Here is a 13,906-nt window from a genome sequence, read left to right as displayed (position 1 = left end):
ACCCCTCACGTGGTGAGCGTCGGCGTCCCGTCGGCCTCAGCGGCCCGGGCGAGGATCTCGGCGATCCGCCCCTTGCAGCCGCCGCAGCCGGTGCCGGCGCGAGTGTCTCGCCCCACACCCTCGACGGTCGTGATCCCGCACGCGGCCGACTCCTCGATGCGCCCGACGGTCACCCCGTTGCACCAGCACACGGTCGAGCCCGGGGCGAATGCGTCGGCGTCGGCGCTCGGGTCGTAGTCGGGCCCATCGAAGCGCAGCAGTAACGACCGGTCGGCCGGCAGTTCACCGCGTCGCTCGAACAGCAGCGTGAGTTCAGCAGCGGTGCGCGGCATCCCGACGCTGACGAACCCGGTCAACGCGCCGTCTTCGGTCACCATCTTGACGTACCGGAGGTGCTCGGGGTCGGCCCACTGCGACACCCGTCGCCGGGGGTGCACGGCGTCGTCCTCCCACGGATCGGCGGCGATCTCGCCGACCGCCACGACATCGATGTGCTCGGCCTTCAGCATCACGATGGCGTCGCGTTCGGCGGGGGCCGCGGCATCCGTCACCGCACCTTCGGCCTCGGTCGTGAACGCGGCGGCCAGCCAGGACGCCTGACGCCAGCCCGGCCCGACGAGACCAGAAGGGGCGCCCGGCAGCACTCGCTTGCCCGCGAGCTCGTCGGTGCGCTCGACGACCTGGGCGCAGTCGCCGATGGCGTAGACCTGCGGGTCCGTCCAGCTCGCGAGACCCGGGTGCACGACGACGCCGACGGCCGTGCGGAGACCCGCGAGCGTCGCGAGCTCGTTGCGCGGGCTCACCCCGCACGAGAGCACGAGCAGGTCGCCCCGCAGTTGCTTGCCGTCGGCTGTGACGAGCATGTCGAACCGGCGCGTGCCGTCGGCGCCGGTGCGGAACGCGACGGCCTCGGCCCGGCTGTGTGCGATGACCGTGATGCCCGTGCGGCGCAGAGCGGCTCGCAGCACCTGCCCGCCGCCGCGATCGAGATTGCGCGGCATCGGGTGCGGGCCGTGGTGCACGACGCACACCTGGGCGCCTGCATGGGCGGCGGCGAGTGCGAGCTCGAGCCCCAGCACGCCGGCGCCGAGCACGACGATGCGCTTGCGATCGCGAACCGCCCCGAGCACGCGTTCGGCGTCGGCGAGATCGCGGAGCGCGGTGATGCCCTCGGGCAGCTCATCGTCTCTGGCGACGAGCTGCCGCGAGTACTTCTCGAGCGAGGCGAGGTCGCGGCGATTCCGCTCCACGCCGTCGAGGGTCGGCACGTTCGCTCGGGAGCCGGTCGCGAGCACGAGCCGGTCGTACCCGAGTTCCTCGCCGGTGCTGAGGTGCACGAGTCGGGCCGCGCGGTCGATCGAGGTCGCCGCGACGCCGAGGAGCACTCGTGCACCCGCAGCTTCTGCAGCCGCGCGGTCACCGACGATCATCGAGTCGAGCTCGGTGTTGCCGACCGCGTATTCGGCGACGAGCACGCGGTTGTACGCCTCGACGTCTTCACCGGCGATGACGGTCAGCTCGACCGACCCACTCTGCACGGCGGGCAGCAGTTCTTCGACGAAGCGGGCGCCGACCGGTCCGTAGCCGACGAGGACGACCCTGAGCACGTTCATGCGCGCGTTCGGGTCGGCGTTCATGCGAGCGCCCCGGCCTCGACGAGGCGTTCGACGCGCACGATGTTGGTCTTGAACTCGGGCATCGACGAGATGGGGTCGACCGCGCCTCCGGTCAGCAGGTTCGCGGCCTGTTCGTCGCCGTAGTGGAACGGCAGGAACACCGCATCGGGACGGATGTCGGCGGTCAGCCGCGCCCGGCAACGCACCCGGCCCCGCGCGTTCGAGACTTCGACGACATCGCCGTCGGCGACCCCCAGACGATCGGCGGTCGACGGATGCATCGAGGCGAGCGCCTCGGGTTGCGCCTCGTCGAGCTCGGGCACTCGACGAGTCTGCGCGCCGCTCTGGTAGTGCTCGAGGAGCCGGCCCGTGACGAGCGTCAGCTCGCCTGGCTGCGGGTTCGGATGCGCGGACTCCCGCACCGACACGGCCACGAGTCGCGCGAGCCCGTCGGGGTGGGCGAATCGTTCGGCGAAGAGTCTCGGTGTGCCCTCGCTTCCACGCGGGTACGGCCAGAACGCGGCCTCGCCACGGTCGAGCAGGGCGTAGTCGATGCCCGAATAGTCGGCGATGCCGCCTTCGGAGGCGAGCCGCAACTCCTCGAAGACGAGCTCGGGGTCGGTGTCGAACGTCGCGGTGCACTCGAGTCGCCGGGCGAGTTCGGCGAGGATCCAGAGCTCGTCGCGCACGCCGTCGGGCGGGGTGATCGCGCGGCGGCGACGGAGGACGCGGCCCTCGAGCGACGTCATCGTGCCCTCCTCCTCGGCCCATTGCGTGACCGGCAGCACGACGTCGGCGAGTGCCGCCGTCTCGGAGAGGAAGAAGTCGCACACGACGAGCAGGTCGAGCGCGGCCAGTCGCTCGCGCACCGCAGTGACGTTCGGCGAGGAGACGACGAGGTTCGATCCGTGCACGAGCAGTGCGCGCACGCCACCCGGTTCGCCGAGCGACTGGAGCAGTTCGACGGCGGGGATGCCCGGACCGGGGATCTCGGACGGCGAGACACCCCACACGCGGGCGACGTGCGCTCGAGCATCGGGATCGGTGATCTTGCGATAGCCGGGCAGTTGGTCGCACTTCTGGCCGTGCTCGCGGCCGCCCTGGCCGTTCCCCTGCCCCGTGAGCGTGCCGTAGCCGCTGCCGGACCGCCCGGGCAGGCCCAGCAGCAGTGCGAGGTTGATCGCCGCGGTTGCGGTGTCGGTGCCGTCGACGTGCTGCTCGACGCCTCGGCCCGTGAGGATGTAGGTGTTGCCGCCCGAGGCGAGTCGCCGGGCGAGGCGGCGCAGGGTGAGGGCCGCGACGCCCGTGACCGACGCCGCCCGCTCCGGCCACCAGGCTGCGACGCTGCGCCGCACCGACTCGAATCCGACGGTGCGGGTCGCGATGTAGTCGAGGTCGACGAGCCGCTCGGCGATCACGATGTGGATGAGCCCGAGGAGCAGCGCGAGGTCGGTGCCGGGCATCGGCTGCACGTGCAGGCCGCGGCCTTCCTCGGTGAGCCGGGCGGTCGCGGTACGCCGCGGGTCGACGACGACGAGCCCGCCCGCGGCCTGCGCGCCGGTCAGATGACCGATGAACGGCGGCATCGTCTCGGCGACATTCGTGCCGAGCAGGAGGACCGTTGCCGCCTCGTCGAGGTCCTCCAACGGGAACGGGAGGCCGCGATCGAGGCCGAAGGCGCGGTTGCCGGCAGCCGCGGCCGACGACATGCAGTACCGCCCGTTGTAGTCGATTCGGCTGCTGCCGAGCGCGAGCCTCGCGAACTTGCCCAGCAGGTACGCCTTCTCGTTCGTGAGGCCCCCGCCGCCGAACACGCCGACGGCGTCGGCGCCGTGGGTCGAACGGATGCCGCGCAGCGACGTCGCCACGTGATCGAGCGCTTCCTGCCAACTCACCTCGTGCAACGCCCCGTCGGCGCCCCGCAGCAGCGGAGCGCCGAGGCGTGACGGCGCGCGGAGGAGCTCCGCAGACGTCCAGCCCTTCTTGCAGAGCCCGCCGCGATTCGTCGGGAAGTCACGTCCGGTGACGGCCACCGGTGCGGCCGCGGCATCCGGAGCCGGTATCGGGGTGAGGGTCATCGCGCACTGCAGAGCGCAGTACGGGCAATGCGTGGCGGCGGAGCGACTCATCTGGTCTCGATTCAGATCTTGTGTTCGCCGAGACGGCCCGAGCGCACGTCGACGGCATCGGTGAGCATGATTCAGATCTTGTGTTCGCCGAGGCGGCCCGAGCGCACGTACACGACGTAGGTGAGCACGAGGAGGGCGGCGTAACCGCCGACGAAGCCGAGGAATGCGCCCGCGTACCCGCCGGTCGACTGGAACGACAGGTTCAGCACCTGCGGGATGAGGAACCCGCCGTACGCGCCGATCGCCGAGATCAGGCCGAGCGCCGCGGCCGACTTGCGCTGCGTCGAGACGTCGCCGGCCTCGGTTCCGGCACGCACGGCGAAGACGACCGGGACCATGCGGTAGGTCGAACCGTTGCCGATGCCCGCCGCCGCGAACAGCAGCAGGAACAGGCCGAGGAACAGCCAGAAGTTGCCGAGCGGCAGGGTGAACAGCACCCCGAGGGTGATCGCGCCCATCGCGGCGAAGGCGAGCATCGTGATGCGCGCCCCACCGAAGCGGTCGGACAGTCGGCCTCCGTATGGGCGGGCGAGCGAACCCACGAGCGCTCCGAGGAACGCGAGCGAGATCGAGGCGCCGCCGATCGCGATGGCGGAGAACTCGGGGAACTGATCGGCGATGAGCTTCGGGAAGACGCTCGCGAACCCGATGAACGAGCCGAACGTGCCGATGTAGAGCAGCGACAGCACCCAGAGGTGCGGCTCGCGCAGCGCGGCGGCGGAGCCCGCGAAGTCGGCCTTCGCGCTCGAGATGTTGTCCATGTAGCGGAACGCGCCGAACATCGCGAGCAGGATGAACGGAACCCAGATCCAGCCGGCGAGCGGGAGGTTCAACGTGGCGCCGGCCCCGATCGTGATGACGATCGGCACGACGAACTGCGCGACGGATGCCCCGAGGTTGCCGCCGGCGGCATTGAGGCCCAATGCCCAGCCCTTCTCCCGCTGCGGGTAGAAGAACGTGATGTTCGACATGGAGCTGGCGAAGTTGCCGCCGCCGAAGCCCGCGAGCGCCGCGGCGAAGAGCAGCACGCCGAACGGCGTCTCGGGGTTCGAGACGCACACTGCGAGCGTGATCGCAGGGATGAGCAGCAGGCCGGCCGAGATGATCGTCCAGTTGCGGCCGCCGAACTTCGGCACGAGGAAGGAGTACGGGATGCGGAGCGTCGCGCCCACGAGGCTCGGGATCGAGATGAGCCAGAAGACCTCGCCGGTGTCGAGGTCGAAGCCCGCGGCCGGGAGGGTCACGGCGACGATCGACCAGAGCTGCCAGACGATGAAGCCGAGGAATTCGGCGAAGATCGACCACTTCAAATTGCGCCGGGCGATCGCCCGGCCCTCGGTCTCCCACTGGTCGTCGTCTTCGGGGTTCCAGTTTTCGATCCATCGGCCGGGCCTCGTGGCGAGCGGCGGCGCGGCCGAAGTCTCGGTGCCGGCGGGTGCTGCGACGTGCGGGGGAGCGGCGCTCACGGTATCGGTCATCGGTGCCTCCGGGGTGTCGATCACGGGGTCGAGCTGGTCCACCCGACGCTATTCGCGACGTGTTTCCGCGGAACGTGCCGGTCGTAAACCCTGCGTCTCCACCTGCTCACCCGCCGCGGCAGCGCGTGTGAGGTCGCATCAGACATCGATCCGGTACCCGCGCTTGACGACGGTCGCGATGAGACCGGGGACGCCGATCGTCTGGCGCAACCGGCTGAGCGCGACCTCGAGGGCGTGCTCGTCGTTCGTTCCGGGCAGCCCCGCCGCGAGGCGTTCGCGGCCGACGACGGAACCGCGCGCGAGCACGAGCGCGCGAAGGATCATGAGAGCGACGGGGGCGAGCGCGACGCGACGCGCATCGACGTCGACGACGGCGCCTCGAAGTTCGAGCGGGCCGTGCCGGGTATCGAGGCGCAGCACGCGCGTCGATTCGAGGTGCTCGCAGACGAGCCGGATGAGCGCGCCCATGCGGAAGCGTTCGGGCTGGATCGGAGTGATCCCGGCGGCGATCAGGGGAGCAGCGGTCACCGGGCCCACGACCGCGGCCACGACGGGGCCGCACATCGCATCGACGAGGTCGTCGTATCGCCCGCGCACCTCGGCGGCGGCGAAGAGCGCGTGCGCCGCGGGGGCACTCGTGAAGGTGATGGCGTCGAGACCGCCCGTGCAGGCCGCCTCGATGAGCCGGTCGACCCGTTCATCGCCCTCGTCGGGTTCGATCCATCGGTACGGCTCGACCGTGAGCACCCGGTCGTGCGCGTCTCGCAGTCGATCCAGTTGCGAATGGTTCAGGAATCCGTGCAGTTGCACCGCCACCGTGAGGCCGCCGGGCATGCTCCTGAGCACCTCGTCGATGAGCGACTCGGTGGTCTCCTCGGCACTCATGCCGACGTCGTTGAGCCCCGCGGCACGGATGCCTCCGCGTGCCTTCGGCCCGCGAACGAGGATCGCCGTGCCGGAGAGCGCGTCGACGAGGTCTTCACCGAGCCCTGCGGAATCGGCGACCTCGAACCAGCGGCGCACCCCGTATGCCGTCGTGGCGAGCAGCACGTCGGGCCGGGCGGCGATGATCGCGCGGGTGTCGTCGATGACGGGATCGTCGGAGACCGCGTTGGCCATGCGCAGCGTCGGCGCGTGCAGCACCTGCGCGCCGCGACGCGCGAGGGCGTCGATCAGGTCGGCTGAGCGGCGATCACTCGTCACGCCGATGCGGAAGCCCTCGAGCTGATCCGGCCGGAAGCCGGGTGGCAGCTCCGAGGCATCCGTCATCAGCTCACCGCCCCGACGACCGCCGCGCGCGTCATGAGCTCGGCAGCGCTCGCGTCGCCGTCGTGCGCCAGCCGCACCACCTCGCCGACCACGACGACCGCCGGGGAGGTGACGTGTGCGCGGCCTGCGGCGAGCACGATTCCGTCGAGGTCGGCGATCGTCGTGCGCTGCTCGGCGCCGAATCCGCGCTCGATGATCGCGACGGGCATCTGCGCGGACATGCCGTGACGCGCGAGCCCGGCGGTGAGCGAGGGCAGCGAGTTCACGCCCATGAGTACGACGATCGTGCCGCCGAGGCCGGCCAAGTGCACGAGCTCGGCGTCGGTGAGCGGTGCGTGACCCGAAACGACGGTGAAGAGGTGGCTGACACCACGATGAGTGAGGGGGATGCCGGCAGCGCCGGGCACCGCGACCGCGCTCGTGACCCCGGGGATCACCTCGACGTGCACGCCGGCAGCGTGGCAGGCGAGCACTTCTTCGCTGCCGCGCCCGAGCACGTACGGGTCGCCGCCCTTCAGGCGCACGACGTGACGGCCGGCGCGCGCGTGCTCGACGAGGAGCGCCTCGATCTCGGACTGCGGCACGGCGTGGTGGCCCGGCCGTTTGCCGACGTCGACGAGCTCGGCGTTCGGGGCGAGCGCGGGAAGCCCCTCGTGCGGTGCGAGGCGGTCGTAGAGCACGACATCGGCCTCGCCGAGCGCGCGAACAGCCGCGAGGGTCAGGAGGTCTTCGCGGCCCGGCCCGCCACCGACGAGCGTGACGCGGCCGATCATGCGTCGGCTCCGCGCACCGGGATGGTGGGGCCGGAGACGAGCACGGCCTCGCCCCGTTCGCGTTCTTCGGCGGTCGCCGGCCGGAACTGCTCGCGCTCGGGCACCCGGGCGATCGAGGGGTCGGGAACATTCGGTGCGTTCACGAAGGAGCGGAAGCGCCGGAGCCGCTCGGGGTCGGCGAGCGTCGCGGCCCACTCGTCTTCGTAGGTGTCGACGTGCGTGGCCATGGCCTGCTCGAGCTCCTCGGCGAGGCCGAGGGAGTCGTGCACGACGACGTCGCGCACATGGTCGAGGCCGCCCTCGATGTCCTCGATCCAGCGGGCCGTGCGCTGCAGGCGGTCGGCGGTGCGGACGTAGTACATGATGTAGCGGTCGATGTAGCGCAAGAGCGTCTCGTCGTCGAGGTCGCTCGCGAGCAACTGGGCGTGCGCGGGCTGGAAACCGCCGTTGCCGCCGACGTACATGTTCCAGCCCTGCTCGGTGGCGATCACGCCGACGTCCTTCGCGCGCGCCTCTGCGCACTCGCGGGCGCACCCCGAGACGCCGAACTTCAACTTGTGCGGCGAGCGGAGGCCGCGGTAGCGCAGCTCGAGCTGCACGGCCATCGAGACCGAGTCCTGCACCCCGAAGCGGCACCAGGTCGAGCCGACGCAGCTCTTCACGTTGCGAAGGGCCTTGCCGTAGGCCTGTCCGGACTCGAATCCGGCGTCGACCAGTCGCTTCCAGATCTCGGGGAGCTGGTCGAGACGCGCGCCGAACAGGTCGATGCGCTGGCCGCCCGTGATCTTCGTGTAGAGCCCGTAGTCGGTCGCGACCTGCGCGATCACGGCGAGTTTGGCCGGTGTGATCTCGCCCGCGGGGATGCGGGGCACGACCGAGTAGGTGCCGTCCTTCTGCATGTTCGCCATGGCTCGGTCGTTCGTGTCCTGCAGGCCGCCGCGGCCGCCGTCGAGGATGTACGAGCCGTGCTGCGTCGCGAGGATCGAACCGATCACGGGCTTGCACACGTCGCAGCCGCGGCCGGTGCCGAGGCGGGCGATGATCGCGTCGAACGAGGTGAGCTCGAGCACGCGCACCGATTCGAAGAGCTCCTGCCGCGAGAGTTCGAAGTGCTCGCACAACGCCCGCGAGGGGGTGATGCCCGACTTCGTCAGCTCGGCCTCGAGCAGTTTCTTCACGAGCGGCACGCACGAGCCGCATTGGGTGCCGGCGCGGGTGCAGGCCTTCAGCGCGCCGAGCTCGGTGCAGCCCTCTGCATGGTCGGCGTGCCCGCCTGCGACCGCGTCGCGGATCGTGCCGGCGCTGACGTTGTTGCACGCGCAGACGAGTGCGCCGGCCGGCAGCTCGTCACCGGCTGGCGCCTCCATGCCCGAAGCCGAGAGGTATGCGGCGGGCTCGCTCGACAGTTGCGTGCCGAGCAGCGGGCGAAGTGAGGCGTACGGCGAGGCGTCGCCGACGAAGATTCCACCGAGGAGGGTTTTCGCGTCGGAGGTCACGACGAGCTTCTGGTAAAGCCCGCGTGCCGGGTCGGCGTAGACGATCTCGAGCGCCTGCTCGGTTCGGGCGAGTGCGTCGCCGAAGCTCGCGACGTCGACGCCCGAGAGCTTCAGCTTGGTGGCGTCGTCGACGCTCGTGAACTCGGCTGCACCGCCGAGCAGTCGATCGGCCACCACTTCGGCCATGGCGTTGGCCGGGGCGACGAGACCGGTGCAGCGGCCCTCGAAGCTCGCCACCTCGCCGATCGCCCAGATATGGTCGGCGGATGTCGCGCAGCTCGTGCCGATCGCCACGCCGCCGCGCGGTCCGAGCTCGAGTTCGAGCGCCCGTGCGAGCTCGTCGCGAGGGCTGATGCCGATTGCGAAGACGACGAGGTCGGCGTCGATGCGGCGGCCGTTCGCGAGCTCGACGCCCACGACCGCCTCGCGCTCGGTGCGTGTGTCGTGCCCTGTCAGTACCGCGGCGGGGCGAGTACCGAGGTGCAATCCGATGCCCTGCCCCGTGATGATGCGACCGAGGGCGCGTCCTGCGCCCTCGTCGAGCTGCGCCGACATGAGCCAGCCGCCCGAGTGCACGACCGCGGCGTGGGCACCGAGCTTCGCCAGCCCGCCCGCCGCCTCGAGGCCGAGGAGGCCGCCTCCGGCGACGACGACCTGCGCGGGGCGACCGTGCCGTTCGGCGAGTTCACGGGTCTCGGCGACGAGCGCGTCGACATCGTCGATCGTGCGGTAGACACGGCCGTGCTCGCGGCCGGGGATCTCGGGGACGGGCGCGCTCGAACCGGTGGCGAGCACGAGCTCGTCCCAGTGCAGCGCCTGGCCTCCCGAGGTCGTCGCGGTGTGCGCGGCGGGGTCGATGGTGACGACGCGCTCGCCGGTGATGAGGCGGATGTGACCGTCGTCCCACATCGAAGAGGGCTCGAGGGTGAGGTCGGCCGCGGCATCCGCGAGTCTCGTGCTGAGCGCGACGCGATCGTAGGGCTCGTGGATCTCCTCGCCGACGACGGTCACGCGCAGGGTGCGCTCGGCATCGCGAGCGTGCAGGCTGTCGGCAAGTCGGTGCGCTGCCGGCCCTCCGCCGACGATCACGACGTCGCGCACGCCTTCGGCATGAGTGGTCAGGGTCATGGCTGCCTCCGGGACTCGAATGAGGCGAGCGTACGACCGGCCGGTTTCCGCCCTGTTTCGTGCGGGTAACCGCAACCGTCCTCTGCCGCACGATCCGTCTCCTCCGTTGTGAGGACACTTTCACGCTCTCGAAACACGCGGGGGCCAGAGGGGAAACACCCCGAACGTAACTTCGAAGCACTTGAGAGGAGCCGGCATGTCGCTGACGATGGAGCAGACCACGATCTGGGTGCGCACGTGCGAGGTCGCCGAACTCGAACCGGGCTGGGGCGAGGTCGCCCTCATCGGGCAACGCCAGGTCGCGCTCGTTCGGCTCGACGAGGAAGAGGTGTACGCCGTGGACCACCGCGACCCGCATACAGGCGCCCCCGTGATGGCGAGGGGCATCGTCGGCTCGCGCGGCGATCGCCCGACGATCGCCTCGCCCCTGCACAAGGAGGTCTACGACCTCGGCACGGGCGAGTGCTTCACCGACGCCGCCCTCGCGCTGCGCACCTACCGCACCCGCATCGTCGGCGGAATGATCGAGGTCGAGCTCGAGCGCTGACCGAGAAGGGCGCCTCGGCGCTCAGTCGCGCTGCGTCAAGACGATCGGGTCGCCCTCGGTGACCGCGATCGTGTGTTCCGAGTGCGCGCCACGCGAACCGTCGGCGCTGCGCAGGGTCCAGCCGTCGGGATCGGTGAAGATCCGATCGGTCGTCGCGAGGAACCACGGTTCGATCGCGACCACGAGGCCGGGCTTCAACGGCAGTCCACGGCCTGGGCGGCCGTTGTTCGGGATGTGCGGGTCACCGTGCATGGTGCGGCCGACGCCGTGGCCGCCGAAGTCGGTGTTGATCGAGTAGCCCTCGGCCTTCGCGACATCCGCGATGGCTCGTGAGATGTCGCCGATGCGATTGCCGGTGCGCGCAGCAGCGATGCCGGCGTCGAGCGCGCGAGAGGTCGTGTCGATGAGGCGCAGGTCTTCGGCGCGGGGCGTGCCGACGACGATCGAGATGGCGGAATCAGCGACCCATCCGTTCACCGACGCTGCGAAGTCGAGACTCAGCAGGTCGCCGTCGCGGAGTCGGTAGTCGTGGGGGAGTCCGTGCAGCACCGCGTCGTTGACAGAGGTGCAGATGACCTTGCCGAACGGACTCGCGCCGAACGACGGGTGATAGTCGATGTAGCAGCTCTCAGCGCCGGCCGCACGGATCATCTCGTGGGCGAGGGCATCGAGTTCGAGCAGGTTCACACCGACGGCTGCTGCAGCCGAGGTCGCCTCCAGCACACTCGCCACGAAACGGCCGGCGGGCCGCATCTCCTCGATCTCGGCAGGGGTTCGAAGTTCAATCACGCTCATCCTCTCCGCGTCCATTCTGGCGGCTCCGCCCTGAGTGAACACCCGGCGCGCGCGCAGCATCGGCGGATTACGCTGAGAACATGCTCCTGCGGCGCGTGTTCTATCGATGGCAGATGATCGCGTTCGTCGTGCTGCCCGTCTGGCTCGCAGTCGGCTGGGCGATCTTCGGTGGCGGTGGCTGGGGCACGCTCGGGTTGGTCGTCGTCGTCCCCGTCGCATTCGTCGTGCTCGGCATCGTCGCACTCCTCACGAGCGTTCGCCCGACCGTGCGCCAGCAGCAAGCCGTCTCGTGGACCGACTTCGGCGTGCTCACCGCATGGCACCTCGCGATCATCGCGACCGGGTTCTACGGTGCGTCGGCGACGCTCTTCGGCGTCCTCGCCATCTTGCTCGCCATCGCCGCCTTCTGGCTCGCCGTATGGCAGCTGATCACCGACGGCGCCAGCCGGGTGAAGGCCTCGATGGCCGAGTTCGAACGGCTCGCGGCCGAGCAGCAAGGCGGTGCCCAGAGCGGCCCGCCCCGATCGGCCGCACCGGGTGCACGACGTCCGCCCTTCGACGACGGCGGCGACGACGTGATCATCATCCACGAGGTGCACGAGTAACGCAGGCGGCTGCGGGCAGCGTGCCGGCACGGGGCATCCGTCGCCCGCTTTTGCCCACTGCCCACCGGCATGGCACAATAGAGGATTGTGCCGCCGTAGGACTCTGCCTCCGGGGAGCGCGCACGCACGAGTGATCGTGCGAGGCGGCACCAGACACTTCCATTCAATGATCAGCGTTCGACCGGTTGCGGGCGCAGAGAGCGAACCATCATGCACATCCTCGACCATGTCGACGCCGCGAGCCTGAGGTCGGATATCCCCGACTTCCGCCCCGGCGACACCGTCAAGGTGCACGTCAACATCATCGAAGGCACGCGTGCGCGTGTCCAGGTCTTCCAGGGCGTCGTCATCGGCCGCCAGGGCGAAGGCGTGCGCGAGACCTTCACGGTCCGCAAGGTGAGCTTCCAGGTCGGGGTCGAGCGCAAGTTCCCGGTGCACTCGCCCGTGATCGACCACATCGAGGTCGTCACCCGCGGTGACGTGCGTCGCGCGAAGCTGTACTACCTGCGCAAGCTCCGCGGCAAGAAGGCGAAGATCAAGGAGAAGCGCGACGCCTGATCCGCTCTGCGGATCGCGTGCCACGCGAACTCTTCCACGAGCTCCTCACCCCTAGACTGGGTGGGGAGCTCGGGCGGTTAAATGACAGAAGACACAGACACGCGATCAGATCGCGTGGATTCGGCATCGCCGAGCAGAAGACGCAGCGTCCTGCTGTTCCTACGGGATCTGCTCATCATCTTCGTGGTGGCGGTGCTCGTCTCATTCCTCATCAAGACGTTCCTCATCCGATCGTTCTTCATCCCGTCGCAGTCGATGGAGGAGACGCTCGTCAAAGACGACCGCATCATCGTGAACGAGCTGGTTCCCGAGGTCACACCGCTCACCCGCGGCGACGTCGTCGTGTTCAAAGATCCGGGCGGATGGCTGCCGGCTCGCGTCGAGACCGAGCAGCCGCCCCTCGTGGCCGCCGTCGATTGGTTCCTCGCATTCGTCGGGCTCTCGGCGCCCGACTCGAACGACCACCTCGTCAAGCGCCTGATCGGCCTGCCCGGCGATCATGTCGTGTGCTGCAACGCGCTCGGCCAGATGAGCGTCAACGACGTTCCGCTCGACGAACCGTACGTCGCCCTGCCCCCGGGCGAGACGAAGGTCTCACGCGACGACTTCGACGTTGTGGTACCCGATGGCTCGCTGTGGGTCATGGGTGACAATCGCTACAACTCGAAAGACTCGCGCTACAACGGCGACACTCCGCTGAAGGGCTTCGTGCCGATCGACAACGTCGTCGGGCGTGCATTCGTGGTCAGCTGGCCCATCGATCACTGGGCGTGGCTCGACAACTACCCGCAGGTCTTCGACGGCGTCGGCGAAGCGGATCACTGACATGACGCCCGTCGCCGTGCCGACCCTGCGAACCGAACGCGAGTTCCTCGCCGGTGCGCCCATGCTGCTCGCTTGCGACGAGGTCGGTCGCGGTGCGCTCGCCGGCCCGGTCTCCGTCGGCTTGGTGCTGATCGACTCGGGCGTGCGACGCATGCCGGCGGGCCTGCGCGACTCGAAGCTGCTGAGCGAACCGCGCCGCGAGGCGATGGCGCCGAAGGCATCCACCTGGGTGCGGGCATCCGCCGTCGGCGAGGCGAGCGCCGCCGAGATCGACGAGCTCGGCATCATGGCCTGCCTGGGGCTCGCCGGTGCGCGGGCGTTCGCCGAACTGTCGGCGGCCAACGAGCTCGCCGTCGAGGTGCCGCTGCTCCTCGACGGCAACCACGACTGGCTCAGCGTCTCGATCGAGCATCGGGCACGCGTCGTCACCCGAATCAAGGCCGACCGCGACTGCGCCTCGGTGGCCGCGGCATCCGTCATCGCGAAGGTGCATCGCGACCGTGGCATGCGCCGTGCGCACGACGAGCGGCCGCTCTACGCCTGGGACGAGAACAAGGGGTATTCGAGCCGGGCGCACTTCGCGGCGATCGACGAGCACGGGCCGAGCGAGCTGCACCGCACGACCTGGCTGCACGATCGGGTGGCGGCGGCACCGACTCTGTTCGACCTCGGCGTAGGATGAGTGCG

12 protein-coding genes are annotated in these 13,906 nt (G+C 69.9%); 5 read left to right on the top strand and 7 right to left on the bottom strand.

The genetic code is table 11. The features are described 5' to 3' along the window. Positions 1-5: 5 nt before the first annotated feature. From AC1C2R_RS18335 to nirB, 6 genes are all read right to left on the bottom strand, one after another. Positions 6-1,637, bottom strand: coding sequence for an FAD-dependent oxidoreductase (locus tag AC1C2R_RS18335; RefSeq protein ID WP_495380848.1), 1,632 nt, complete (start codon positions 1,635-1,637; stop codon positions 6-8). Then, on the bottom strand, positions 1,634-3,745 hold the full coding sequence (locus AC1C2R_RS18330; RefSeq protein WP_495380847.1) for a molybdopterin oxidoreductase family protein: 2,112 nt from the start codon (positions 3,743-3,745) through the stop codon (positions 1,634-1,636). Before AC1C2R_RS18330 ends, AC1C2R_RS18335 begins: the two co-directional genes overlap by 4 nt. 71 nt (positions 3,746-3,816) lie before the next feature. Further along, entirely contained in the window at positions 3,817-5,223 is a 1,407-nt protein-coding gene (locus AC1C2R_RS18325) for an MFS transporter (RefSeq protein WP_495380846.1), read from the bottom strand. A 138-nt stretch (positions 5,224-5,361) separates the two neighbouring features. Further along, entirely contained in the window at positions 5,362-6,492 is a 1,131-nt protein-coding gene (locus AC1C2R_RS18320; protein ID WP_495380845.1) for a uroporphyrinogen-III synthase, read from the bottom strand. Beyond that, a complete protein-coding gene (gene cobA, locus AC1C2R_RS18315; RefSeq protein WP_495353666.1) occupies positions 6,492-7,265 on the bottom strand; it encodes a uroporphyrinogen-III C-methyltransferase in 774 nt (257 codons plus the stop codon). Before cobA ends, AC1C2R_RS18320 begins: the two co-directional genes overlap by 1 nt. Then, entirely contained in the window at positions 7,262-9,889 is a 2,628-nt protein-coding gene (gene nirB, locus AC1C2R_RS18310) for a nitrite reductase large subunit NirB (protein WP_495380844.1), read from the bottom strand. The genes cobA and nirB overlap by 4 nt, the downstream gene beginning before the upstream one ends. Before the next feature lie 196 nt (positions 9,890-10,085). Here nirB and nirD point away from each other — a divergent pair, with 196 nt between their 5' ends. Then, a complete protein-coding gene (gene nirD / locus AC1C2R_RS18305; RefSeq protein WP_495380843.1) occupies positions 10,086-10,436 on the top strand; it encodes a nitrite reductase small subunit NirD in 351 nt (116 codons plus the stop codon). Between the two features lie 21 nt (positions 10,437-10,457). On the opposite strand, the gene map is transcribed toward nirD, so the two are convergent. After that, positions 10,458-11,225, bottom strand: a complete 768-nt coding sequence (map, locus tag AC1C2R_RS18300) for a type I methionyl aminopeptidase (RefSeq protein WP_495380842.1) — start codon at positions 11,223-11,225, stop codon at positions 10,458-10,460. An 86-nt stretch (positions 11,226-11,311) separates the two neighbouring features. On the opposite strand from map, the gene AC1C2R_RS18295 reads away from it, so the two are divergent. From AC1C2R_RS18295 to rnhB, 4 genes are all read left to right on the top strand, one after another. Continuing rightward, positions 11,312-11,836: a hypothetical protein gene (locus tag AC1C2R_RS18295; RefSeq protein WP_495353670.1), complete on the top strand. Its 525-nt coding sequence runs from the start codon at positions 11,312-11,314 to the stop codon at positions 11,834-11,836. Positions 11,837-12,046: 210 nt separating this feature from the next. Next, positions 12,047-12,394, top strand: a complete 348-nt coding sequence (gene rplS / locus AC1C2R_RS18290; protein WP_495353671.1) for a 50S ribosomal protein L19 — start codon at positions 12,047-12,049, stop codon at positions 12,392-12,394. An 81-nt stretch (positions 12,395-12,475) separates the two neighbouring features. Further along, positions 12,476-13,219: a signal peptidase I gene (gene lepB, locus AC1C2R_RS18285; RefSeq protein WP_495380841.1), complete on the top strand. Its 744-nt coding sequence runs from the start codon at positions 12,476-12,478 to the stop codon at positions 13,217-13,219. Between the two features lies 1 nt (position 13,220). Further along, a complete protein-coding gene (gene rnhB / locus AC1C2R_RS18280) occupies positions 13,221-13,901 on the top strand; it encodes a ribonuclease HII (protein ID WP_495353673.1) in 681 nt (226 codons plus the stop codon). The last annotated feature ends 5 nt before the right edge of the window (positions 13,902-13,906 follow it).

Source organism: Agromyces sp. Y182 (assembly GCF_059445385.1).
Note: the sequence above shows the minus strand (reverse complement) of the source record. Positions and strands in the feature narration are given on the sequence as shown.

Excerpts from the sequence above, each read along its gene's own strand:
- AC1C2R_RS18335 (WP_495380848.1), bottom strand. The coding sequence starts at position 1,637 with ATGAACGCCGACCCGAACGCGCGCATGAACGTGCTCAGGGTCGTCCTC.
- AC1C2R_RS18330 (WP_495380847.1), bottom strand. The coding sequence starts at position 3,745 with ATGAGTCGCTCCGCCGCCACGCATTGCCCGTACTGCGCTCTGCAGTGC.
- AC1C2R_RS18325 (WP_495380846.1), bottom strand. The coding sequence starts at position 5,223 with ATGACCGATACCGTGAGCGCCGCTCCCCCGCACGTCGCAGCACCCGCC.
- AC1C2R_RS18320 (WP_495380845.1), bottom strand. The coding sequence starts at position 6,492 with ATGACGGATGCCTCGGAGCTGCCACCCGGCTTCCGGCCGGATCAGCTC.
- cobA (WP_495353666.1), bottom strand. The coding sequence starts at position 7,265 with ATGATCGGCCGCGTCACGCTCGTCGGTGGCGGGCCGGGCCGCGAAGAC.
- nirB (WP_495380844.1), bottom strand. The coding sequence starts at position 9,889 with ATGACCCTGACCACTCATGCCGAAGGCGTGCGCGACGTCGTGATCGTC.
- nirD (WP_495380843.1), top strand. The coding sequence starts at position 10,086 with ATGTCGCTGACGATGGAGCAGACCACGATCTGGGTGCGCACGTGCGAG.
- AC1C2R_RS18295 (WP_495353670.1), top strand. The coding sequence starts at position 11,312 with ATGCTCCTGCGGCGCGTGTTCTATCGATGGCAGATGATCGCGTTCGTC.
- rplS (WP_495353671.1), top strand. The coding sequence starts at position 12,047 with ATGCACATCCTCGACCATGTCGACGCCGCGAGCCTGAGGTCGGATATC.
- lepB (WP_495380841.1), top strand. The coding sequence starts at position 12,476 with ATGACAGAAGACACAGACACGCGATCAGATCGCGTGGATTCGGCATCG.
- rnhB (WP_495353673.1), top strand. The coding sequence starts at position 13,221 with ATGACGCCCGTCGCCGTGCCGACCCTGCGAACCGAACGCGAGTTCCTC.